General features: G+C 65.6%; 20 protein-coding genes. 10 read left to right on the top strand and 10 right to left on the bottom strand.

Annotated elements, in window-relative coordinates; genetic code table 11:
- Positions 1-193 precede the first annotated feature (193 nt).
- On the top strand, positions 194-1,339 hold the full coding sequence (locus N2K98_RS01540; protein WP_255870096.1) for a heparan-alpha-glucosaminide N-acetyltransferase domain-containing protein: 1,146 nt from the start codon (positions 194-196) through the stop codon (positions 1,337-1,339).
- On the opposite strand, the gene N2K98_RS01535 is transcribed toward N2K98_RS01540, so the two are convergent.
- The 3 genes from N2K98_RS01535 to N2K98_RS01525 form a co-directional block, all read right to left on the bottom strand.
- Positions 1,336-2,022, bottom strand: a complete 687-nt coding sequence (locus tag N2K98_RS01535) for a 4'-phosphopantetheinyl transferase family protein (RefSeq protein WP_255866377.1) — start codon at positions 2,020-2,022, stop codon at positions 1,336-1,338. The two genes, N2K98_RS01540 and N2K98_RS01535, sit on opposite strands and share 4 nt — an antisense overlap.
- 61 nt (positions 2,023-2,083) lie before the next feature.
- Entirely contained in the window at positions 2,084-2,761 is a 678-nt protein-coding gene (locus N2K98_RS01530) for a LytR C-terminal domain-containing protein (protein WP_255866378.1), read from the bottom strand.
- The gene (locus N2K98_RS01525; RefSeq protein ID WP_227904874.1) at positions 2,754-3,053 is read right to left on the bottom strand and encodes a type II toxin-antitoxin system VapB family antitoxin; all 300 of its coding nucleotides are present in this window, start codon (positions 3,051-3,053) and stop codon (positions 2,754-2,756) included. The genes N2K98_RS01530 and N2K98_RS01525 overlap by 8 nt, the downstream gene beginning before the upstream one ends.
- A 103-nt stretch (positions 3,054-3,156) precedes the next feature.
- Here N2K98_RS01525 and N2K98_RS01520 point away from each other — a divergent pair, with 103 nt between their 5' ends.
- On the top strand, positions 3,157-4,092 hold the full coding sequence (locus N2K98_RS01520) for a Cof-type HAD-IIB family hydrolase (RefSeq protein ID WP_255866379.1): 936 nt from the start codon (positions 3,157-3,159) through the stop codon (positions 4,090-4,092).
- Between the two features lie 21 nt (positions 4,093-4,113).
- Here the strand turns inward: N2K98_RS01520 and N2K98_RS01515 are convergent, their stop codons facing one another.
- Entirely contained in the window at positions 4,114-4,650 is a 537-nt protein-coding gene (locus tag N2K98_RS01515; RefSeq protein ID WP_255866380.1) for a glutathione peroxidase, read from the bottom strand.
- Positions 4,651-4,810: 160 nt separating this feature from the next.
- Here N2K98_RS01515 and N2K98_RS01510 point away from each other — a divergent pair, with 160 nt between their 5' ends.
- On the top strand, positions 4,811-5,839 hold the full coding sequence (locus N2K98_RS01510; RefSeq protein ID WP_255798741.1) for an isopenicillin N synthase family dioxygenase: 1,029 nt from the start codon (positions 4,811-4,813) through the stop codon (positions 5,837-5,839).
- A 13-nt stretch (positions 5,840-5,852) separates the two neighbouring features.
- Here the strand turns inward: N2K98_RS01510 and N2K98_RS01505 are convergent, their stop codons facing one another.
- Positions 5,853-7,682: a BCCT family transporter gene (locus tag N2K98_RS01505; RefSeq protein WP_255866381.1), complete on the bottom strand. Its 1,830-nt coding sequence runs from the start codon at positions 7,680-7,682 to the stop codon at positions 5,853-5,855.
- 504 nt (positions 7,683-8,186) lie between these two features.
- Here N2K98_RS01505 and N2K98_RS01500 point away from each other — a divergent pair.
- The 3 genes from N2K98_RS01500 to N2K98_RS01490 all read left to right on the top strand — a co-directional run bounded on the left by N2K98_RS01500 (position 8,187) and on the right by N2K98_RS01490 (position 11,973).
- A complete protein-coding gene (locus N2K98_RS01500) occupies positions 8,187-8,495 on the top strand; it encodes an FmdB family zinc ribbon protein (RefSeq protein ID WP_255798740.1) in 309 nt (102 codons plus the stop codon).
- Positions 8,496-8,530: 35 nt separating this feature from the next.
- Entirely contained in the window at positions 8,531-9,787 is a 1,257-nt protein-coding gene (gene fmdA / locus N2K98_RS01495) for a formamidase (protein WP_255866382.1), read from the top strand.
- A gap of 74 nt (positions 9,788-9,861) precedes the next feature.
- A complete protein-coding gene (locus N2K98_RS01490; protein WP_255866383.1) occupies positions 9,862-11,973 on the top strand; it encodes an NAD(P)/FAD-dependent oxidoreductase in 2,112 nt (703 codons plus the stop codon).
- Here N2K98_RS01490 and N2K98_RS01485 read toward each other — a convergent pair.
- Complete coding sequence (locus N2K98_RS01485; RefSeq protein ID WP_255866384.1) at positions 11,970-12,560, bottom strand: TetR/AcrR family transcriptional regulator; 591 nt, start codon at positions 12,558-12,560, stop codon at positions 11,970-11,972. The genes N2K98_RS01490 and N2K98_RS01485 overlap by 4 nt on opposite strands.
- A 55-nt stretch (positions 12,561-12,615) precedes the next feature.
- On the opposite strand from N2K98_RS01485, the gene N2K98_RS01480 reads away from it, so the two are divergent.
- Positions 12,616-14,103 (top strand): MFS transporter, encoded by a 1,488-nt coding sequence (locus tag N2K98_RS01480; RefSeq protein ID WP_255866385.1) that lies wholly within the window; start codon positions 12,616-12,618, stop codon positions 14,101-14,103.
- A gap of 144 nt (positions 14,104-14,247) precedes the next feature.
- Complete coding sequence (locus N2K98_RS01475) at positions 14,248-14,913, top strand: SDR family NAD(P)-dependent oxidoreductase (protein ID WP_255866386.1); 666 nt, start codon at positions 14,248-14,250, stop codon at positions 14,911-14,913.
- A 173-nt stretch (positions 14,914-15,086) separates the two neighbouring features.
- Here N2K98_RS01475 and N2K98_RS01470 read toward each other — a convergent pair whose 3' ends face one another.
- Together N2K98_RS01470 and N2K98_RS01465 are read right to left on the bottom strand one after the other, a co-directional pair.
- Positions 15,087-15,914 carry an alpha/beta hydrolase gene (locus N2K98_RS01470; RefSeq protein WP_255798734.1) on the bottom strand — a complete coding sequence of 276 codons (828 nt, stop codon included), beginning with the start codon at positions 15,912-15,914 and terminating at the stop codon, positions 15,087-15,089.
- A 261-nt stretch (positions 15,915-16,175) separates the two neighbouring features.
- Positions 16,176-18,017: an HNH endonuclease gene (locus N2K98_RS01465; RefSeq protein WP_260553862.1), complete on the bottom strand. Its 1,842-nt coding sequence runs from the start codon at positions 18,015-18,017 to the stop codon at positions 16,176-16,178.
- A gap of 354 nt (positions 18,018-18,371) precedes the next feature.
- On the opposite strand from N2K98_RS01465, the gene N2K98_RS01460 reads away from it, so the two are divergent.
- Together N2K98_RS01460 and N2K98_RS01455 are read left to right on the top strand one after the other, a co-directional pair.
- Positions 18,372-18,587 (top strand): helix-turn-helix domain-containing protein, encoded by a 216-nt coding sequence (locus N2K98_RS01460; protein WP_146363983.1) that lies wholly within the window; start codon positions 18,372-18,374, stop codon positions 18,585-18,587.
- A 4-nt stretch (positions 18,588-18,591) separates the two neighbouring features.
- Positions 18,592-19,173 (top strand): Clp protease N-terminal domain-containing protein, encoded by a 582-nt coding sequence (locus tag N2K98_RS01455; protein ID WP_255866476.1) that lies wholly within the window; start codon positions 18,592-18,594, stop codon positions 19,171-19,173.
- 26 nt (positions 19,174-19,199) lie between these two features.
- Here N2K98_RS01455 and N2K98_RS01450 read toward each other — a convergent pair whose 3' ends face one another.
- Both N2K98_RS01450 and N2K98_RS01445 read right to left on the bottom strand, forming a co-directional pair.
- Positions 19,200-19,823: a maleylpyruvate isomerase family mycothiol-dependent enzyme gene (locus tag N2K98_RS01450; protein ID WP_255866477.1), complete on the bottom strand. Its 624-nt coding sequence runs from the start codon at positions 19,821-19,823 to the stop codon at positions 19,200-19,202.
- 65 nt (positions 19,824-19,888) lie between these two features.
- The gene (locus tag N2K98_RS01445; protein WP_255866478.1) at positions 19,889-20,494 is read right to left on the bottom strand and encodes a class I SAM-dependent methyltransferase; all 606 of its coding nucleotides are present in this window, start codon (positions 20,492-20,494) and stop codon (positions 19,889-19,891) included.
- Positions 20,495-20,537 lie beyond the last annotated feature (43 nt).

Genomic DNA, 20,537 nt, shown 5'->3' with positions numbered 1-20,537 from the left:
CAGGCAAGCAGGGCGCAGGTAGAAATGGCGCCCGGTGCTTCACAGCCTGCGCTTAGGTTTCCGATAGGTTACGGACAGAAGCGGTTGGTTGTGTGTGGTCCACCCCCGGCACTCGACAGGGCGCTGGATAACACCTGCCGATGGGATCTAGAGCATGTCTTCAGTAGCTACATCGAGACCCAGGCTGTCCGGAGTGGACGCTGCGCGGGGGCTGGCGCTTTTCGGGATGATGGCGATCCATGTCCTGTCTGCCGTTAGCGAAGACGGCGAGCCGACCCTGACGTGGCTGCTGTTCGCCGGCAAGGCGGCAGCGCTCTTTGCTCTTCTGGCCGGGGTTACGTTGGCCTTCACCACCCGTAGGGCAAGGACGGAAGGCGGACATTTCCTGGTTGCGGCCCGGTGGAGCGTGGCTGCAAGGGCAGGACTGGTCACCACCCTAGGCTTGGCCATCGCCTACGTGGACATGGACGCCTTCATCATCCTGGCGTACTACGGTGCCATGTTCCTGCTGGCAATCCCGCTGCTGGGAGTATCGACCCGGACCCTGCTCGTCGCCGCCGCGGGGTTCGCACTGCTGGGACCTATCCTGATGCAGGGCCTGCGGGATTACCTCCCCGAGCCCGGGTTCGACCCCACGTTCACTACCGTGCTCACCGAACCCGGTGTCTTCCTGAGTCAGCTTTTGCTCACCGGAACCTACCCCGCCATTCCGTGGCTGGCCTACATTGCCGCCGGGCTCGCTATCGGCAGGATGAGCCTGGATCGGCCCAGCGTGCAGCTGGGGTTGCTGGGGTTCGGCGCGGCACTTGCCGCGGCTGCCTGGCTCGGCTCCCAGCTGCTGCTCGCCGGTCCCGGGTTTGACCGGTTGCTGGCATCGGAGCCGGATCTAAGAACAGGTGATCTCCAGGAAATCCTGGTGTGGGGCACCGAAGAGTACCTTCCCACCAGCTCTTGGTGGTGGCTGTCCATTGCCGCGCCGCACACCACCACACCGTTCGATCTGCTGCACACCATAGGAGTTGCCGCCGGCGTGCTCGGGGCCATGCTGCTGGTCTCACGCTTTGCAGGCAAGGCGTTGCTCCTCCTGTCCGCGCCCGGCCGGATGACGCTTACCCTCTACTGCGCCCATCTGCTTTTCCTCGGCACCGGAGCACTGGTCGACCTCCCGGAATTCTCCCTCTGGCTGCAAATCACCGTATTCGTAATCTTCGCCGTGATTTGGCAGCTTGCGGGAAAGCAGGGGCCGTTGGAGAAACTCGTCTCCCGGGGCGCCGCTGCCGCGCGGGAGTCCGTCCTTCGGCGGCACCCGGACACCCGTTCCGCCCACCGGGGCCCCTAAGCCAACCCGTCCGCCTCCCTCGCGTCCACGGCGTAGGACAGCGCAAAGGAGGCTGGCAGTCCGAACTGCTCTGGCTCGACGTCGTACGCGCGCAGCCCGCTGAATCCGAGGCCCTTTTCCCGCACCCGTTCGTCGGAACCGGTTTCCACACTGCGCGGATCAACCCGGAGCCCTTGGCCTGACGCCTTCAGCAGGGCCTCCTTCCGTACCCAGATCTGCGCCCGCAGGCGGGGGCGGTCCGGAACCGCCACGGCGGCGATGGCTGCCCTTTCCGCACCGGTGGCCATCACGTCCTCCACCGCCGTATCAGCGAACGCCTTTGCTGCGGAGTCTTCCAGGTCCACCCCCACGCGCGTCCGGGCGAGCGCCGCCGCGAGCCAGTTCCCGGAACGGCTGAAACTGACTTTGAGCGGGATGGGCCTGCCCGCAATGAAATAGCGCGGCTCCCCGTGGCTTCCGTCATTGCCGTGCAAACAGTCAGGACAGTGCGCCACCGCGGTCACCGTGTCCTCAGGTGCCTGCAGGTACCCGGCCACCAGGGACCGGGCGGCCAGCCGCCCGGCAAGGAAACGACGGCGGTCCTCCTCGTGATGGAATCCCTTCGCCCGTGCCTGTACGGCGGTTCCCAGGCTGGCCGCGGCCCCGAGGTCCACTGCGTCCAGCCGCCGGACGGCCAGCTGCACCTCCGCCGGTTCCTGCCGGTGTCGAAACCCGCGTGTTTCACTGTGCGGCAGGCCCACCGCGTTACTGCCCGTCCGGCGTCGAAGTGCCTGGACAACTCAGCGCACCCGGTCCCGCGGCTACTGCCTGTTCCGCCGGGAGAAGTTCCTGGAATCCGGAGCCAATCACCACGTCCACCGATGCGTCCGTCCGCTCGTCCAGGACGTAGTCCGTGCCGGGAATGTGCTGCTGCAGCGTGTACGCGGCGGCGAGGCCGGAGGGTCCGGAAAGCACCAGCGCGGTCATGCCGGAACGGTTCACGCTGCTGTTGCCTACCCGGTCCACCCGGAAGCCGCGCTCGTTCAGGGCGTTTCCGACGGTTCCGCCCAGGCCCGGCGATGCCGTCGCGTTGTAGACATTGACCGTCACGGTGGCGGGGTCCAGATACGGAAAAGGCCCGGCCGGACATTCGTCCACCGGACCCGCAGAGGTACTGGGTGCTGCACTGGGCAGCCGTACCCACCCCGAAATCAATCCCTGCGCCAGGATCACCGCCAGCACGAGCAGCAACGCCAGGAACCCGACCACTGAATTATGCAGCCGCCGGCGCCGTCTCGCACGCCGGACCACCTCCGGTTCGTCGGTCGGTGCAAATACCGCACCGAGGTCGCCTCCGGTGATGATCCGGTGCCCGTGCCATTCCCTTGGATCACTCTTCGCAGGGTTGCCGCGGTGCCGCCCCTCAGGGGGCTCTTTAGTCATCGAGGACCAGCACGCGTGCGTGCAGTATGGTCCGCTGGTGCAACGCCGTCCTTACGGCCCGGTGCAATCCGTCTTCAAGGTACATGGTGCCCTTCCATTGGACGACGTGCGGGAACAGGTCTCCGAAAAAGGTGGAATCCTCGGCCAGCAGCGCGCCGAGGTCCAGTGTGGCCTTCGTGGTCACCAGTTCATCCAGGCGAACCTGCCGGGGAGGTACCGCTGCCCAGTCCTTCGGTGTTACGTATCCATGGTCAGGGTAGGGGCGTACGTCGCCAACAGCTTTGAAGATCACTAGTACAGAGTAGATAACATCCGCACCCAAAGAAACAGCGGTGCTCGGGCGCGCCGCAGGCAAAAGCCCCGATTAGGCCGCTGATTGCGCCCGAGACACGAAAATGCGGTACCCGGCGCGGACACGGGATACTGGGGAGGTGAACACCTCTGCTCCCCGAATCGGTCTCCTGCTCGACGTCGACGGCCCCGTGGCCAGCCCCGTCTCCCGGAGCGTCCGCCCCTCCATCATCCGGGACCTGGTTACGCTGGCATCAGCAGGCTGGCCGGTCATTTTCAATACGGGCCGTTCCGATGCCTTCATCCGCGAACAGGTCATGCAGCCGATGATGGCAGCGGGACTGCCGGAGGGGGTGCGGCTACACGCCGTGTGTGAAAAGGGCGCCGTCTGGTTCTCCTTCGACGGGACCGGCTCGGACCAGCCCCAGGTGGACCCCGAACTGAAGGTCCCCGGAGACTACGCCGAGGCCATCCGCGACCTGGTGGCCGCCAAGTACTCCGAGACCATGTTCTTCGACGAAACCAAGCTGGCCATGGTCTCCGTGGAGCAGCACCTGCAGGTGGACAACTCGGACTACCTCACGGACCAGCGCCGCTTCGACGCGGACGCACTGGAACAGATGTCACTGGCCGGAATGGGCGGCCGGCGTTTGGAGCATGCCATCCCGGACGCCCGTGGAGCCGTTGCCTTCCGCATTGATCCCACCATCATCTCCACCGACATCGAAGCCATGGGAGTGGGCAAGGATCTGGGCGCCCGGCGCGCGCTGTCCCTGCTCGAAGCGGACGGCACGCCGGTTCCGCAGATCTGGCGGACGGTCGGCGATTCGCGCACCGATTACGCCATGGCCGACGAACTGCACGCACTGGGGTACGACGTCGCGCACGTGGACGTGCGGCCGGCGGACGGGGTCCCGTCCACGCCTTATCCGGTGCTGACGGCCGGGTCCCTGATCCACGACGACGCCGGTGCAGCCTACTTTGAGCGCTGGGTGGCGATGGCTGCCGGGGAAGCAGCGGACGACGCCGTCGTCGTCTAGCACTCCCCCGGCGACGGAGCCTTACTCCAGGCGCAGGACCGCTTCTACGGATTCCTGGATTTCCGGTGCCCCGGGCGCAATCTTGGACGCGAAGCGGCCCACAATCTCGCCGCTGTCGGTGATGAGAAACTTCTCGAAGTTCCAGCCGATATCGTCGCCCAGTTCGCCGTCATGGAACCGGGTCAGGGCTGCGTAGAGCGGGTGCCGGTTCGGTCCGTTGACCTCGGCCTTGGCGGTCAGCGGGAAGGTGACGCCGAAGTTCCGCGAACAGAACTCGGCAATCTCTTCGTTGGTGCCCGGTTCCTGCCCGGCGAAGGAGTTGCTGGGCACGCCGAGGATGGTGAAGTTCCGGTGCTCGTAGGTTTCGTAGAGGGCCTGCAGCCCCTCGTACTGGGAGGTAAAACCGCAGCGCGAGGCAACGTTCACCACCAGCACGGCCTTGCCGCGGAACAGCTCTCCGAAGGTGGTTTCGGCGCCGTCCAGCATGGTCAGGGGGATGTCGTACAAGGTGTCGTTCGTATTGTCGTACGAGTTGTCATACAAGGCGTTGTCCTCCACGGAGCTCCCTTTCGATTGGTCTGCTTCCATTGCATCCCATCTCCGAGCGGAATACCCAATTCCGGCTTCCGTGCCTACTCGCAGGAAACACGGGGACGTGATTCCTAGCACTTCGTAATATTTGGTTCGAACTTGACAGGCCCGGTGATAGCTTGCCGCTATGAGTGCTATTCCCGAGTCAATTCCCGTCCTGGACCTGAGCACGGCACGCGATGCCGACGGCTCCTTCAATCCCGAGTTCATCGACCAACTGCGTGACGCCACGCACCGGATCGGCTTCTTCCAGCTGGTCGGCTACGGCGCCGCGCAGGCCCGGGTGGAGGAGCTGTTCGACGTCACGAAGCGGTTCTTCGACCTGCCGCTCGAGGACCGGCTGGCCCTGGACAACCGCAATTCCCCGCACTTCCGCGGCTACACCCGGCTCGGCACCGAAATCACCAAGGGCCGCCCCGATGCCCGTGAGCAGGTGGACTTCGGTCCGGAACGCGCACCCGTAGCGGACTATCCTGCGGACCAGCCGTACTGGCTGGTCCAGGGGCCCAACCAGTTCCCGGACGAGGTGCTGCCCGAACTGCGCTCCACCGCCATGGACTGGGCGGAGGCCATGAGCTGGGTGGGTGCGGAGCTGCTCAGCGCCATCGCAGTGTCCCTGGAACTGCCCGAGGACCACTTCACCGAACCCTTCGAGGACACCCCCGCCTGGATGGCCAAGCTCATCCACTATGTGGGCGGCGTCGTGAAGGAAGCCGGCACCCAGGGCGTGGGCGCCCACGCCGACTACGGCTTCATCACCCTGCTGCTGCAGGATTCGGTGGGCGGCCTGGAAGTGAAGCCGCACGAGTCCGATACCTGGCTTCCGGTGGAACCCATCCCCGGCGCACTGGTGGTGAACCTGGGCGAAATGCTCGAGGTAGCCACCCAGGGCTACCTTTCCGCCACCATCCACCGTGTCCTGGCGCCGGCGCCCGGAGTGGACCGCTACGCCATTCCCTTCTTCTGGTCTCCGCGGCTGGACACGGTGATCGACCCCGTGCAGCTTCCCGCCGAGCTGGCCGCGCAGTCCCGCGGTATTTCCGATGATCCGGACAACCCCATGCTGGCGTCCTACGGCGCCAATGTCCTGAAGGGCTGGCTGCGGGCGCACCCGCAGGTGGCCAAGCTGCACCATCCGGAGCTTGTGGGGAAGTAACCAGGCAAGAGCGCTAGTCGACGGCGCCGGCTTTCGCCTTGCCCGAGTGTTCCTCCTCCGGGCCCTCCACGACGTCCGGGTCCTGCACGTTGTCCGTGTACCACTCGGTGAGGGCGGGATCGTCGCTCTCAAAGTCGGCGCCGGCGCCTTCAGCCTCCGGCACGTGCGCGGTGCCGAAGACGAAGTCGTCTCCGTGCTCGTCGATACCGCGGCGCACGCCGCCGCTGATGGCCTCCAGCGCATACCGGCGCCGGATCATCAGCGGGTCGTTGCGGAGGTCCTTGGCCCAGGAGACCATCACGCCGACGAGGATGATGGTGAACGGCAGGGCACAGGTCACCATGATGGCCTGGAGTCCCGAAAGGGCGTTGCGGCCCCCGGCCAGCAGCAGGAACATAGCGATCAGCCCGAGTGCCGCCGACCAGATGATGGTCACCGATTTCGAGGGCACGGGCCGGCCCGACTGGGACATCGAGCCCATGACGTTGGCGGCCGAGTCCGCGGCGGTGACAAAGAAGACCAGAATCGCGAGCATGCACACGATGGGCGTCACCGAGCTGAACGGCAGGTTGGCCAGCAGATCGAACATGACGTTCTCTCCGCTGCCCTTCACGGCCAGGTCCTGCCCGTTCCGGTTCATCCAGATGGCGGTGCCGCCGAAGACCGTGTACCAGCAGATGGAGATGGTCAAGGGAACGAAGACGACGACGGTGACGAACTGGCGCAGGGTGCGGCCCTTGGAGATCTTGGCGATGAACATTCCCACGAACGGCGACCAGGAGATCCACCAGGCCCAGTACAGGGTGGTCCAGCCGGTCAGGAAGGCCTCCTGCTCGGCGCCCTGGCCGGCGAAGACGGTCAGCATGTCCGGCAGGTTGCCGACAAACGCGATGAGCGAGGCCGGCAGCAGATCGAGCAGGAAGAACGTCGGCCCGGTCAGCAGGACAAAGAGCGTCAGCAGAATGACCAGGGTCATGTTGAGGTTGGAGAGCAGCCGGATGCCCTTCTTGATGCCGGCGACCGCGGAAATGGTGAAGACTACCGTCAGGAGGCTGATGGCGACGACGACGAAGCTGTTGCCCAGCTCCTGGCCCGTGATGATCGAGACTCCGGTGCGGATCTGGAGCGCGCCGATGCCCAGCGAGGTCGCGGTGCCGAACAGTGTCACCAGCACGGCGGAAACATCGATGATCTTTCCCAGTACCCGGTTGTTGCCGTCGGGGAAGACCGGTTCAAACAGCGACGATATCAGCGGCAACCGGCCTCGCCGGAACGAGGCGTAGGCCAGGGCGCCGCCCACCAGGGCGTAGATGACCCAGGCGAGACTGGCCTGGTGCAGGAAGGTGGTCGCCATGGCCGGCAGGATGGCGGCGGAGGTGCCGGCCTCGGCATCAGTCGAGGGCGGCGGGGAGAGGAAATGGCTGAGCGGTTCCATCGGCCCGTAGAAGATCAGCGCGATGCCCAGACCAGCTGCGAACAGCATGGAGATCCAGGACGCCGTGGAGTACTCCGGCGTGCTGTCGTCGGCCCCCAGCCGGATCTTGCCGGTCGGACCGAAGCCGACCACCAGCATGAAGATCGCGGCTGCAACCATGGTGGCGTTAAACAGCCAGCCGAAATGCACAACCACCCAGCCCTGCATGCCGGTGCCCACGGAACTCAGGTTGCCGGGGGCAAAAATCGCCCACGCCAGAACGGCGAGAGAGATGGCCATGGCAAAAATGAACACACCGCGCCGGGTCGGATAGCTGACCCCGGTGTCCTCAACGCTGATGCCCGGGACCAGCCCGGGATGGAGGCTAAGAGCCGGGGCGGAAGCAGCAGTACGCAGCGCTTTTTTCACACGTTCAACTGGGCGGCCGGCGGGTCTGCGCATCGGCAACCCGGGCCCGCTTGAACCGTCGGTGGTGCCTGCGGCGTGCCCTGGGGGTGAAGAGTCGGAATTCATAACGCTAAACTTTATGGCATAAAGCGCCAATTACAGTAAATAACGGATTGCAACGGTGCCCTCTCGATCAATCGCAGAAACGCCCACATAGCACTAATGCCGCGGCAGGACCAATCGAGCGCAAGGGCTCGAACCATGCTCCACGGAGAGCGCTGCGCCACGAAAGCATTGCGCTTTACTCACCGATGCAATCGATAGAAATAGCGAAAGTCCTAATGCTGATATCCCTTTATAATTCATTCTGATAATTCCCGGAAACAATTCCAGCCGGTCGAATATCGCCATCGCGCACCTACCGTTGACTCGCACCGGTCCCGTCCCTAGGCTGTCGGGCAAGCCGGAGCGGCACCGCTATTTCCAGTCCATGACGCTCCCGCGTGGAATCGAAAGGCTTTCGACATGCCGCTCTACGCCTACCGCTGTGCTGCCGGTGGTTCGGCAGGGTCGATCTGCCCGGACTTCGAGGTCCGGCTGAGCATGGGCTCCGCGCCCGCTTCCCTCCCTTGCCCCGACTGCGGGGCGCCCGCCCGGCGACGCTTCACTGCGCCCAACCTCTCGCACGCTTCCTCCAGTGCGTACCGCCTGATCGAGTCCACCGAGCGCAGCGCCTCGGAGCCCGACGTCGTCCGCTCCCCCGGTCCCGGCACCCGCCCGGCCGGCAGAAACACCACCAATCCGCTCCACCGAAAGCTGCCCCGCCCCGACTAAACCCGCCACGAGTCCGCCCCGTTAGAGGAGAAGCCATGCCCAAGGCCGTCTTTCCACTTGATTCCGCCAGGAAGTTTGAGGACCAGGAAAAGCTGGGGCACAACCGGTGGCATCCCGAAATACCTCCGGTTGCGGTGCTGCGGCCCGGCGAGGCTTTCCGGGTGGACTGCCGCGAGTGGTTCGACGGAGCCATCGTCAACGACGATTCCGCCGAAGACATCCTCAACGCTCCGCTGCTGACAGTGCACAAGCTCAGCGGCCCGTTCGCTGTGGAAGGTGCCCGTCCCGGTGACCTGCTGGTGGTGGACATTCTCGACGTCGGCCCTATTCCGCAGGAGGACTCCGGCCCGCTGGCGGGACAGGGCTGGGGTTACACGGGAATCTTCGCCCGCGAGAACGGCGGCGGGTTCCTCACCGATCAGTTCCCCGACGCCTATAAGGCCGTCTGGGACTTCACCGGCCAGACCGCCACCTCCCGGCACGTTCCCGGCGTCTCCTTCACGGGGTTGATCCATCCCGGACTGATGGGAACCGCGCGGTCGTCGGACCTGCTCGCCAAGTGGAACCGGCGGGAAGGGGACCTGATCGCCACCGACCCGCACCGCGTTCCACCGCTGGCACTGCCGCCGGAGTCCGAGCACGCCGTCCTCGGGGGCCTGCCCCGGGACCAGTGGGAACGGGTGGGCGCAGAAGCCGCCCGTACCGCGCCGCCGCGGGAGAACGGCGGAAACCAGGACATCAAGAACCTGTCCAAGGGCAGCCGGATCTTGTACCCCGTGTTCGTCGACGGCGCGAACCTTTCGGTCGGTGACCTGCACTTCTCCCAGGGCGACGGCGAAATCACCTTCTGCGGTGCCATTGAGATGGGCGGCTTCATCGATCTCCGGGTGGACGTCATCAAGGGCGGCATGGAGACCTACGGTGTCTCCGAGAATGCGGTCTTTATGCCGGGCAACGTGGATCCGCAGTTCAGTGAGTGGATCGCATTTTCGGGCACGTCGGTGACGCTCGACGGCGAGCAGCGCTACCTTGACTCGCACCTGTCCTACCAGCGGGCCTGCCTGCACGCGATCGACTACCTGACAAAGTTCGGCTACAGTCCGGAACAGGCCTATCTGCTGCTCGGGGCCGCGCCCATCGAGGGCCGCCTGTCCGGCGTGGTGGACATCCCGAACTCGTGTTCCACCGTGTACATCCCGACGTCCATTTTCGACTTCGATGTCCGCCCGTCCGCCGCCGGACCGTTCCGGATTGACCCGGGCATTGGAGCGCCTCGGGCGAGCCGCACCTGACCGGCAGCGGCCCGCCGCCCCATGCCCGCCGGGCCGTGCGTTTACGGTGTACACAACCGGGCTAAAATACCCCTGTGAATACCAAATCTTTCCCGCACCTCATGGCCCCGGGGCGCATGGGCCCCATGGAAACGCACAACCGAATCGTCCTGCCGGCAATGGACATGAATGTCTCCGAGCACGGCGAGATTGAACAGCCCGAAATCGACCACTACGTGGCCCGTGCCGCGGGAGGCGCCGGCCTGATCATCACCGGTGCCTGCGCCATCGCGTTCCCGCACGGCGCTGCGTCCATGAAGGAACCGGGATTGTCGGATGACAAGTACATTCCCGGCCTGAAGGCACTGGCCGACGCCGTCCACGCCGCCGGCAGCAAGCTCTGCATCCAGTCCACGCACCACGGCAAGGTTGCCCGCGTGGACGTCGCCAACGACCGTCCGGTGCTCGCACCCAACCAGCCGGACTACACCTATGACATGTCCGCCCTCGCGGACAGCACCCGCGAAGAGCTCGGCAAGATGGGTGCCGCCACCGCCGGCAAGCAGACCGCGTACCACGAGATGACGGCCGAAGACATTTCCTGGCTGGTCTCCACCTGGGCCGACGCCGCCGAACGCGTTGCCAAAGCCGACGCCGACGCCATCGAAATCCACGTAGCTCACGGCTACATCCTCGGCGTCTTCCTTAACCAGCGGGACAACCTGCGCACGGATGAATACGGCGGCTCCCTGGAAAACCGGGCCCGGCTCGCCTGCGAGGTCATCAGCGCCGTGAAGAAGCGGGTGGGCGACCGTCTGGCCGTCCTGGTCCGCGTTGCCGGCGAGGAATACGGTCAGGAGGGCGGCCTGACCCTCGACGAGGCGATCGAGGCATCCAAGCTGTTCGAACAGGCCGGGGCTGACGCCATCCACGTCACCGGCTGGGGACGCAACCCGTTCGACAACTTCACCGACGGTCCGCTGCCCAACAAAGTGGGTGCCTACCTGAAGAACGCCGCGGAGATCAAGAAGCACGTCAAGGTTCCGGTGATCGCCGTCGGCCGGATGCTGCCGGAGGTCTCCGAGAAGGCACTGGCCGCCGGACAGATCGACTTCGCCGCCATGGGACGCCAGCTGCTGGCCGACCCGGAACTGCCGAACAAGCTGCGCGACGGCAAGTTCGACCAGGTCCGCCCCTGCATCAACTGCTACCTCTGCGTCGCGGAGAACTTCTTCGACGACACCCCGTTCTGCGCGGTCAACCCCGCACTGGGCAACGAGGCGCTGCTGCCGCTGAAGCCTGCGTCCGCGACCAAGCATGTAGTGGTTGTCGGCGCCGGCCCCGCGGGCCTGGAAAGCGCCCGCGTCCTGACCGAGCGCGGCCACCGGGTCACCGTGGTGGACAAGTCGGACCGCCTCGGCGGCACCATGTGGTTCTCCACCATGACCACGCCGGACAACGAACGCCTGCTGAAGTGGTTCAAGGCCGAAATTAAGCGGCTGAACATTGCGGTCAAGCTGAACACCCCGGCCACGGTGGAGTCCATCCGCGCCCTGCACCCGGACCACGTGATCGTGGCCACCGGCGCTGTCCGTCCCAAGCCGGACTTCCCCGGCGGCGACCTGCCGATCGTACAGACCGGCGACACGCTGCGTGCCATGATGCTCGGCACCGCCACCGCTGAGGAAGCCGGCGCGGTGCTGAGCACCCTGGGCAAGCTCGGCCGCCTCTCCGGCGTGACCAAGAGCCCGGAGTTTGTCCGCCAGTTCACCAAGGTCTGGCTGCCGATGGGTAAGGACGTGGTGGTGATAGGGGGTTCCCTCGTGGGCCTGGAGCTGTCCGAGTTCCTCGCCGAGCGCGGCCGCCGGGTCACGCTGCTGCATGAAAAGCAGCAGCTCGGCCTGCCGCTGGCCATGCCCCGCCGCTGGACTGCGGTCAAGGAATCCGAAAAGCACGGCGTGAAGATCCACCGCAACGCCTCGATCACCCGGATCACCGAGAAGAGCGTCGAGTGGACCGTGGGCGGGGAAAGCTTCTCCGCCCCCGCGGACATGGTGGTCTACGCGGACGGCACGACGTCGGCCTCACCGCTGGCGGACGAGCTGCGGGCCGCGGACATCACCTGCGACGTCGTCGGCGACGCCGGTGCAGTCAACTACATCCACGGTGCCATCCACTCCTCCTGGAAGGTGAGCACCGAGCTCTAGGACCGTATTGCCTCCTCCTTTGGAGGCGCAAGAAGCCGGCAGGCCGCAGCGATGGCGGCCTGCCGGCGTCGTTCGCGGGCGGCGTCGGAATCCTCGGTCCTGCCGGTGTAGAGCAGTTCCGGGGACTGCGCCCATGCGGTGGCCAGCGAAAAAAGCAGAGTCATCAGGTCATCCGGATCCCAGGCAGGATCAATGATCCCCTGCGCCTGGGCGGCGGCAATATCGGCGGACGTCGGCCCCGGGCGGCTGGAGGGCGCCAGCACTTCCGGCGCACCCTCGAGCCGGGCCCAGTCCAGCATGCGCAGATGCTCGGGGTGCTGCGCCGCGTGGTCGTAGAGGGCACCCACGAACCCGGGAAGATCCAGCGCATCCCGTGGAAGCTTGTCCGTGGTCTCCTGCAGGTTTCCCGCCAGCACTGCGGCGAACAACGCACTCTTCCCGCCGAAATACGCATAAAGGCGTTCCTTGCTGGCGCGTGCCTCTTCCGCAATACGGTCAACCCGGGCACCGGCCAAGCCATACTGTGCAAACTCTTTTCGTGCTGCAGCCAGGATCCTGGCCCGGGTGGCTTCGCCGTCGGTTCTCATACCTGTAGTCTATCTAAGCCAACCAACCAGTTCGTTCGATTAGGATTTCACCTTCATGGACCGCACCACCCCTTCCGGCCTGCCCCGGGCCGCCGCCGTAGACCACTCGGCACATCCGCACCGCTGGCTGCTGCTGGCCGTCCTGGCGCTGGCCCAGCTGATGGTGGTCCTGGACGGCACCATCGTGAACATCGCCCTGCCGGATGCGCAGAGCGAACTGGGGATGTCCGACGGCGACCGCACCTGGGTGGTCACCATCTACGCACTGGCCTTCGGCTCGCTGCTGCTGCTCGGCGGCCGCATCGCCGATTACTGGGGCCGCAAGCGCACGTTCATGGTGGGCATGGCCGGCTTTGCCGTGGCTTCCGCCATCGGCGGTTTCGCGGAAAGCACCGAAATGCTCCTGACGGCCCGCGGCCTGCAGGGCGCCTTCGCCGCACTGCTCGCACCGGCGTCGCTCGCCATCCTGACCATTACCTTCCCCTCGGGCAAGGACCGCATCAAGGCCTTCGCCGTGTACGGTGCCATTGGCGGCGGCGGCGCGGCCATCGGCCTGCTGCTTGGCGGCGTCCTGACGCAGTACGCCAGCTGGAACTGGTGCCTGCTGGTCAACGTGCCCATCGCGATTGTCGCCATGGCCGCCGGCCTGCCCCTGATCCGCGAGAGCAAGGCCCACGGCAACACCCGCTACGACCTGCCTGGCGCCGTTCTCGTGGTGGCCGGACTGGCTTCGCTCGTGTACGGATTCTCCGAGGCCGAAAACGGCTGGGCACGCTTTGAAACCATTGCCTTCCTCGCCGCCGGCGTGCTGATCCTGGCACTCTTCGTGTTCGTGGAAAGCCGCGTCTCCAACCCGCTGCTGCCCCTGCGTGTGCTGACCAACCGGGTCCGCGGCGGCGCGTTCCTGACCTCCACCCTGACCGGCGCTGCCCTGCTGGGCGGCATCCTGTTCCTGATCTTCTACTTCCAGATTGTCCTGGGCTACTCGCCGCTGAAGTCCGGCCTCGCGTCACTGCCCATGACCATCGCCATCACCGTCGGCGCGGGCGTGCTGTCCAAGTTCCTGCCGCGCACCGGCGTACGCCTGCCCATGACCGTAGGGCCGATCGTCGGCGCTGCCGGCCTGATCTGGCTCTCCTTCATCACGGTCGAGGGGAACTACGCCCTGGAGGTCCTCCCCGGACTGGCGCTGCTGGGCTTCGGCCTCGCAATGATCTTCGTGCCGCTGCAGAACGTGGCCCTGGCCGGCATTGACGAGCACGACGCCGGTGTTGCCAGCGCCGCTGTATCCGCCACCCAGCAGATCGGCGGGTCCATCGGCACCGCACTGTTCACCGCCGTTTACACGGCGGGCATCACTTCCTACATGAGCAGCAACGGCGGCCAGCCTGCCGCGCAGCTCGACGCGCTCGTCAACGGCTACTCCACGGCGTTCATCTGGGCCGGCGTCGCACTGTTCCTCGCTGCCCCGATCGGGTACTTCATGATCCGTCCGTCCAAGGAGGATCTGCTGAAGGTCCCCGAGGTAGCCCCCGTCGGCTAAAGCGGCTCCATCCCTGGCGAAAAAGGAACCGGCTCCCCGTGAAAGCGGGACCGGTTCCTTTTTTGTACGCCTTCTGTACGCGGGACCCCGTGCCGGGCAGGAAACCTCCGGAATTATTCGGCACCCCAACCAGTTAGCTTGCCCATGACTACTATCGCGATCATTGGTGCAGGACGCGGCCTCGGTGCCGCTGTGGCTCGACGTTTCGGTGCGGAGGGATTCTCCGTTGCGCTGATCTCCCGAAGCCAGGCCAAGGTGGATGCCCTTGCCGAAGACCTCGGCAAGGCAGGGATTCCGGCCCGGGGTTTCGCCGCCGACGTCCGCAACCCGGAATCAATCGCCGCGGCCCTCGAGGCTGCAGCCGAAACCCTCGGGCCCGTAGAGGTGCTGCAGTACAGCCCCCTTCCGCAGAAAGACTTCATGCGGCCCGTCCTTGAGACGACGGTTGCGGACCTCAAGGGTCCTGTTGAGTTTTCCATCTACGGGCCGGTCGCCGCAGTCCATCAGGTGCTGCCCGGAATGCGGTTCCTTGGTGAAAACCGAGGCACCATCCTGTTCGTCAACGGCGGATCAGCAGTGAAGCCCGGACGCGGGGTCACCGGAACCTCGGTGGCGTTCGCCGGACAGGCCGCCTACGCCCAGCTCCTCAATGAGGTCCTCGGCGAGGAGGGCATCCACGTATCGCAGCTCATCATCGGCGGCCGCATCATCGAGGGTGATCCGGAAAAGGACCCCGACGTTCTCGCAGGTGTCCTCTGGGACCTCCACACCCGTCGGGACACCTTCCGCCGCCAGATCAGCGCGGACTGATCACAAGGCATGGCTGCTCCGCGGCGGGCTGCTCCGCGGCGGGCTGATCACAGAGCATGAGGCCCGAGAAATCGGGCCTCATGCTCTGTCAAGGCGCTTAGGCCTGATCCGTCCTAGCCTGGTCCGTCCTAGCCTGGTCCGTCCTAGCCTGGTCCGTCCTAGCCTGATCCGTCCTAGAGAGCAGACGGCTGCGGTTGCGCGTGGCCGAGGGTCCAGTCCAGCGCGTAATCGGCCACCTCTTCCCACCCCGGTTCGGCGCAGGTCCAATGCGCTCGGCCGTCAAACTCGTGATACTCCGTGAGGGCGGGCGATTTGGCCCAGTGTTTAGCGTTGGATTTATTCACCGACGGGGGCATGATGTGGTCTTCGCTGCCTCCGATGAACAGCAGCGGCGCCCTGTCCGTGGAGTAATCCACCCATGTCTCCTGATGCCCCGGCTGAAAATTCGCAAGCAGTCCGTACGCCCACACCCAGTTTCCGGGAGCGGCAATAGCGTACCGTTCGTAGGCGGCGTCGGAGTCCTCCCGGCTCAGCGTATTGGTGAAGGCATAGTGCCATTGCTCCGGGGTGAACCCCACCGCTTTATGGAAGTTGGCAGGGTTCTTCAGTGCGGGAAAGAGCGCGCGGGCCTGGGACAGCGGGGTAACCCTCACCCCTTCGGTTGGTGCCGAGTTGATGGCAGCACCGGCAACCCCCAAACCGCGGGCCAGCAGCATCTGGGTCAGGAGCCCTCCGAAGGAGTGGCCCATGATGATGGGCGGACGGGGCAGGTCCCCGATGACGCCCGAGAGGTAATCCAGTGTTTCCGGTACGGTGAGCGCGGCGATCACGTCCGGGTTTTCGCGCAGTGCCTCAACCTCTATCTCGAAGCCCGGATAAGCGGGCGTCACGACGGTGAAGCCCTTTGCCTCATAATGGGCTTTCCATCCTTCCCAGCTGCGGGGCGTCACCCAGAGCCCGTGGACCAGCACGATCGTATCCGGGGTGGTGGAACCGTTCATGGTGACCCCTTCGGCGCTCCGTTGGATTAGGCGGAAAATCAGCGTATGCGAAGGGTACGTAGTCCTGCGGGGTGGAACAATCCTGGAAGCCAGTTTTGGTTGCGGAACCTGTCGCTTCGGTGCAGCCCGACGCCGTGGGGGCACTAAGTAGCTCTGGATGCACGTAGCTTCGGAAGCACCGGAACGGCTCGCGGCTGTGATGCTCGAGTTTCTCCGTGACCACGTTCCAAGCGGTCACGACACTTAGACGCCGGTCGGTACTTAGAACGGCGGCATCGGTGCTGGGCTGGCATCTTTCTCTCCGGAATCCATTGCCTGCCGGGTATCGAGGGGGTCCGTTTCCTGTTCGGCAGCCGGGGGCGGAGGACCGAGTTCCAAGAAGGGCTCGGTCCGATAGACCCGTCCGGTTGGCGAAGTCCACTCGATCACCCCGGGCGCGGGTTGGCACGCGTTCCAGTAGCCCAGGGTCTTGAACCGATGGTGCCGACGGCAGAGGTGTTCCAGGTTTCCGTGGTCCGTAGCCCCGCCTTTCGCCCAATCGACGGTGTGGTCGATGTCCGCGTTCGCGGTGCTGACCCGGCAACCGGGGAACCTACAGGTTCCGTCCCGGGCGCGGAGCCAGCGGCGAAGCCCTGCCGGGACTTTTCGGCGCCGTCCTACCCCGAGGATTTCTCCGGTGTGCGGGTCTTGGGCCAGTCCAGTCCAGCCGACCGCGTTGCGGGCGAGCCTGCGGGCTTCTTCGGCGCTGATGGGGCCGTAGCCGTGCAGCTCGGCGGGCTGGTCGTCGGCTCCGAAAAGGGTTTCGGCGCTGATCAGGACCATGATTTCGGTCCGAGGGACGATTCCCTCGTCCGGTCCTGATCCCACGTCCGCTCTGGCCTCTGTATCGGGGTTGCCTTCCATATTGGGACTGCCTTCCGGGCCGCCGTCAAAACCGAGGTTTCCCTCGTACCGGGCGGCTGCGCCATTGTCATTGCCGGTGTGGCCTCTGTGGCCGGTGTGGCCGGTGCCGGGTCGGACTCCGGTCGCGTATCGGGTTCCGGCCTCGCCTCGGGTTCCGGCCGTCGCGAAAAGTCCCCGGCTGCCGCCCATCAGCAGCTGCGACAGAATATCCGCACGCAGCTGGTCCGTGCTGCGGGAATCCCCTCCCGCCTGCTCACCCCGCGCGGCGGTACTGAGAGCGGTATAGATCTGCTGCGCTTCCGCGGCCCGGAGGTGGGCTGAGAGGCAGGACATGCCGTCCTCTTCCCGGTCCAGGGTGACCATGCGCTGCTCGAAAGCGGTCAGGTGCCGTTTGCTGACGGTCTCTGGGAACTTCTTTTCGCGCAGCCGCCGGGCCTTGGCCGAGAACTGCGCCCGCGTCTGACCCTCCGCCGCCTTCAACAGGTCCGCCTCGAACGCTGGCAGTTTCGAGGCGGGAACGTTCTGGCACTGTTCCAGGACCACCTGCGCATGCTGGTACGAAAACCGTCCCTCTTCCAAGCCGGAAAGGGTGGCGGTATGGGTGCCGCACAGCTGGCCGGCCTCGCTTAGCAGCCGCTGACCGGTCACCTGCGGAACATTCAGAATGGCTGCACCTTCGGCCGCCGCGAGGCTGAAAGCGATCCCCGGATTGTCCCGCTCCGACGGGTCGAAGTAGTTGTCCCGGAAGATTTGCTCCATCCGGTTCAATAGGTGGGCCCGCTGCGCCTGCCCCCAGGAAATCAAATGCTCCACCCGGACCAAGGCCTCACCAACCATGGCTTCATCAAAGGCTTCAAGGTTCTGCAAAGCCAGCGTCCCGGTGAAACCGTCTGGGAAGGCACCGACAGGACTCTCAGCTCCGTCGGCAGGAGTGGTCTCGGCATTCTCCGCGGGTTCCGGCTGGAAGGAAGGGTCAGAGCGGGCGGACGCAGGGTCGGTAGCTCCAGTAGGTCCGGTAGGGTCGTCGTCGGGCCGTGCCGCGGCCTCTCCGCCGGCGGAGGTATCAGCCAGTTCCGCCCGGTAGACAGCCAGAGTGACTGAAGGACAGGGCTGCTCGCCGCCGCCAGCCCGCCCCGCCGGCCGCTGGTTCTCACCGCTCTGCTCTTCGCTGAGTGGTTCGGTATTCCTAGGCTGATCCATATCTTAGGATTTCATCCCGCACTGACATTCCTGACCGAAAAACAGCCCGAAAACAGCCGTCAGAAAAACCAGAATACGCGTCTTTCGCACCCAACTACTTGCCCGCAGCTCCAGCATCGCCGGGCACGATCAACAAACCCGCACAAGCTAAACCGACGCCAGCGAAGCCCCGGTTAGGTGGGCTGCCCTGGCGTCAACCGGACCCACCAGAATGAACGCGAATGGCAGGACGCAGGACGCAGGTAACCATGATCGATTGCAGCCCGCCAAAAGAAGCACACGGTCATTTGCCCTGACACCAGCAGTTCCGCTAACCCCCTTGACTCGCCCAGCGCGTCAACCTAGATTGACGACATGGAAGACCATTCCCCCTTGGCCGCCGCGGCGGCGAGTCCCGATCCGGCCACCGGGCTGCGCGCCGTCGTCGCCCTCGGCAGACTGCGCGACCAGCTTGAGGCCGTGCAGGTTGCCAACGCCCGGGCGCAGGGCTGGTCCTGGCAGGCGATAGCGGACCAGCTCGGCATCAGCAAGCAGGCAGTGCACCAGAAATACAACCGGAAAGCGAAGTAGAGCCATGTTTGAACGGTTTACACAGCAAGCCCGTCAAAGCGTCATCTCCGCACAGGAAGAAGCCCAAACCCTGGAGGCGACGCAGATCCTTCCGGTGCATCTACTCCTCAGCACCGTGTCCACCGCTGAAGCCACCACTCCCCTACTGGCATCCGTGCTGGCCGAGTCCGGACTGACCTCGGCGCAGCTGCGCGCGGACCTTCGCGCCATGGGCGCGGACTCCGGGTACGACGACGCCGCCGCCTTGGAATCCGTCGGTATCGACCTGGACGAAGTGCGACGCGCCATCGACGCACAATTCGGCGAAGGCGCCCTGGACGCGGCGGCCGGTTCCGCCCCGCGGCGCCGTCGCCTGTTCGACTCCCTCAAAGGCGGGCACCGGCCCTTCAGCAGCGGTGCGAAAGCCGTGCTGACCAACAGCCTGCGCGAATCAACGGCCCGGAAAGACGGTTACATCGGGACCGAACATCTCCTGCTCGGGATCCTGCGCGGCGCCGATCCCGCAGCCATGTCCCTGATTAGTCGGCATGTGGGCCCGGAGGACCTGAGGATGCGGATTCTCGGCACCATGGACGCCGCGGCCTAGGTCCCGGCGCCCGCGCCGAGCCCGGTTCACCAGTCCGCCAGCTTCGTGTCCGGAGCCAGCGGTCCCCTGCCCGACAGCCACGCCATGAAGCTGCGTTGCTTGGCAGGGGACCCGAGCCGTTCCGGAACAGTGGCAAGCAGCACCGGCAGGTCCCACGCGACGTATTCCTCGGGCCAGTCCGCTGGCGTATAGCCGAGCCCCAGGTCCACGTGATGCATCTCGACTTCGCGGAGCCGATGCGCCGGACAGGCAGCCACACCGTAGGAGTCGTCGCCCATGAGGTGCCCGTTGGGCCATCCTGCAGCATCGGAAAGGTTCAGTACCTTTTCGAGGTGCAGCATGCTGGAGCTCAGATCCGCAATGGTTTCTGCGGCAGCCCGGCCGGCCCCCTCCTCGATCTCCCGGGCGCGCTGTTCGGCGCCGCCGGGATACCTCGGAACATCGTGCCCTTCGAGGGCGCCGGACAGCCGGCGGGCGTGGGCATCGGCGTTCCGCGCCAGATGGGTCAGCACATGACCCACTGTCCAGCCGGGCAAGCGGCTCGGCGCCAGCACGTCCGTGTCTGAGAGGCCTGCGGCACGACGCGTCAAACGCGCCTGGGCCTCAAGGCATAGTTGTGACGCCCGCTGCGGATCCTCTTCCAGATTCACAATGCCCCGCCTTCCCGCCGACTCGCTGATGGACGTTATTCTCCATCGTCGGGGTCGGAACGGGTTTAGGCGCGGCCCAGCACCGCCACCAGGAAGTCCGACTCGGGCGTAAACGGCCGCAGGTCCCACGTGGAGAACCGCTGCTGCACCTCAAGCCCGGCTGCGGCGGCGTCGTCAAAGAACGCCTGGAACGCATAGCCGCGGTTTCCGCCGAACCCGACAACTATCCGGCCGTCGGCTGCCAGGTGCCCGCGCATCCGGGTCAGGACGTCGACGGCGGTTCCCGGTGCCAGGAAGGTCATCACGTTGCCGGCGCAGACAATCACGTCGAACGGTTCCGGAACGCCCTCGGCGGGCAGGTCCAGCTCGGCCAGGTCCCCCACGAACCACTGCAGGTCCGGGAAGTCGTGCCGGGCGGCGTCGATAAGTTCCGGATCGACGTCGACGCCGACAACGGTGTGACCACGCCGCGCCAGTTCCCCGCCCACCCGGCCGGGACCGCAGCCGGCGTCGAGGATCCGGGCTCCGCGCGGCAGCATCGCGTCGATCAGCCGGGCTTCGCCGTCGAGGTCCTGGCCCTGCTCCCGCATGGCTTCGAACCGCGAGATGTACCAGGCGGAATGCTCGGGATTCTGCCGCTTTTTTGCTTCCCAGAGAGTTTCGTTTCGCATGTTCCCAGCCTACGTCGCGCCCCTGGCGGCCGGTCAGCCAACA

This window comes from Arthrobacter jinronghuae, from assembly GCF_025244825.1.
GTDB lineage: Bacteria > Actinomycetota > Actinomycetes > Actinomycetales > Micrococcaceae > Arthrobacter_B > Arthrobacter_B jinronghuae.
This window is presented reverse-complemented; position numbering and strand designations above follow the sequence as displayed.

Excerpts from the sequence above, each read along its gene's own strand:
- N2K98_RS01480 (WP_255866385.1), top strand. The coding sequence starts at position 12,616 with ATGGACCGCACCACCCCTTCCGGCCTGCCCCGGGCCGCCGCCGTAGAC.
- N2K98_RS01475 (WP_255866386.1), top strand. The coding sequence starts at position 14,248 with ATGACTACTATCGCGATCATTGGTGCAGGACGCGGCCTCGGTGCCGCT.
- N2K98_RS01510 (WP_255798741.1), top strand. The coding sequence starts at position 4,811 with ATGAGTGCTATTCCCGAGTCAATTCCCGTCCTGGACCTGAGCACGGCA.
- N2K98_RS01455 (WP_255866476.1), top strand. The coding sequence starts at position 18,592 with ATGTTTGAACGGTTTACACAGCAAGCCCGTCAAAGCGTCATCTCCGCA.
- N2K98_RS01500 (WP_255798740.1), top strand. The coding sequence starts at position 8,187 with ATGCCGCTCTACGCCTACCGCTGTGCTGCCGGTGGTTCGGCAGGGTCG.
- N2K98_RS01485 (WP_255866384.1), bottom strand. The coding sequence starts at position 12,560 with ATGAGAACCGACGGCGAAGCCACCCGGGCCAGGATCCTGGCTGCAGCA.
- N2K98_RS01445 (WP_255866478.1), bottom strand. The coding sequence starts at position 20,494 with ATGCGAAACGAAACTCTCTGGGAAGCAAAAAAGCGGCAGAATCCCGAG.
- N2K98_RS01470 (WP_255798734.1), bottom strand. The coding sequence starts at position 15,914 with ATGAACGGTTCCACCACCCCGGATACGATCGTGCTGGTCCACGGGCTC.
- N2K98_RS01530 (WP_255866378.1), bottom strand. The coding sequence starts at position 2,761 with ATGACTAAAGAGCCCCCTGAGGGGCGGCACCGCGGCAACCCTGCGAAG.
- N2K98_RS01460 (WP_146363983.1), top strand. The coding sequence starts at position 18,372 with ATGGAAGACCATTCCCCCTTGGCCGCCGCGGCGGCGAGTCCCGATCCG.
- N2K98_RS01465 (WP_260553862.1), bottom strand. The coding sequence starts at position 18,017 with ATGGATCAGCCTAGGAATACCGAACCACTCAGCGAAGAGCAGAGCGGT.
- fmdA (WP_255866382.1), top strand. The coding sequence starts at position 8,531 with ATGCCCAAGGCCGTCTTTCCACTTGATTCCGCCAGGAAGTTTGAGGAC.
- N2K98_RS01520 (WP_255866379.1), top strand. The coding sequence starts at position 3,157 with ATGCGGTACCCGGCGCGGACACGGGATACTGGGGAGGTGAACACCTCT.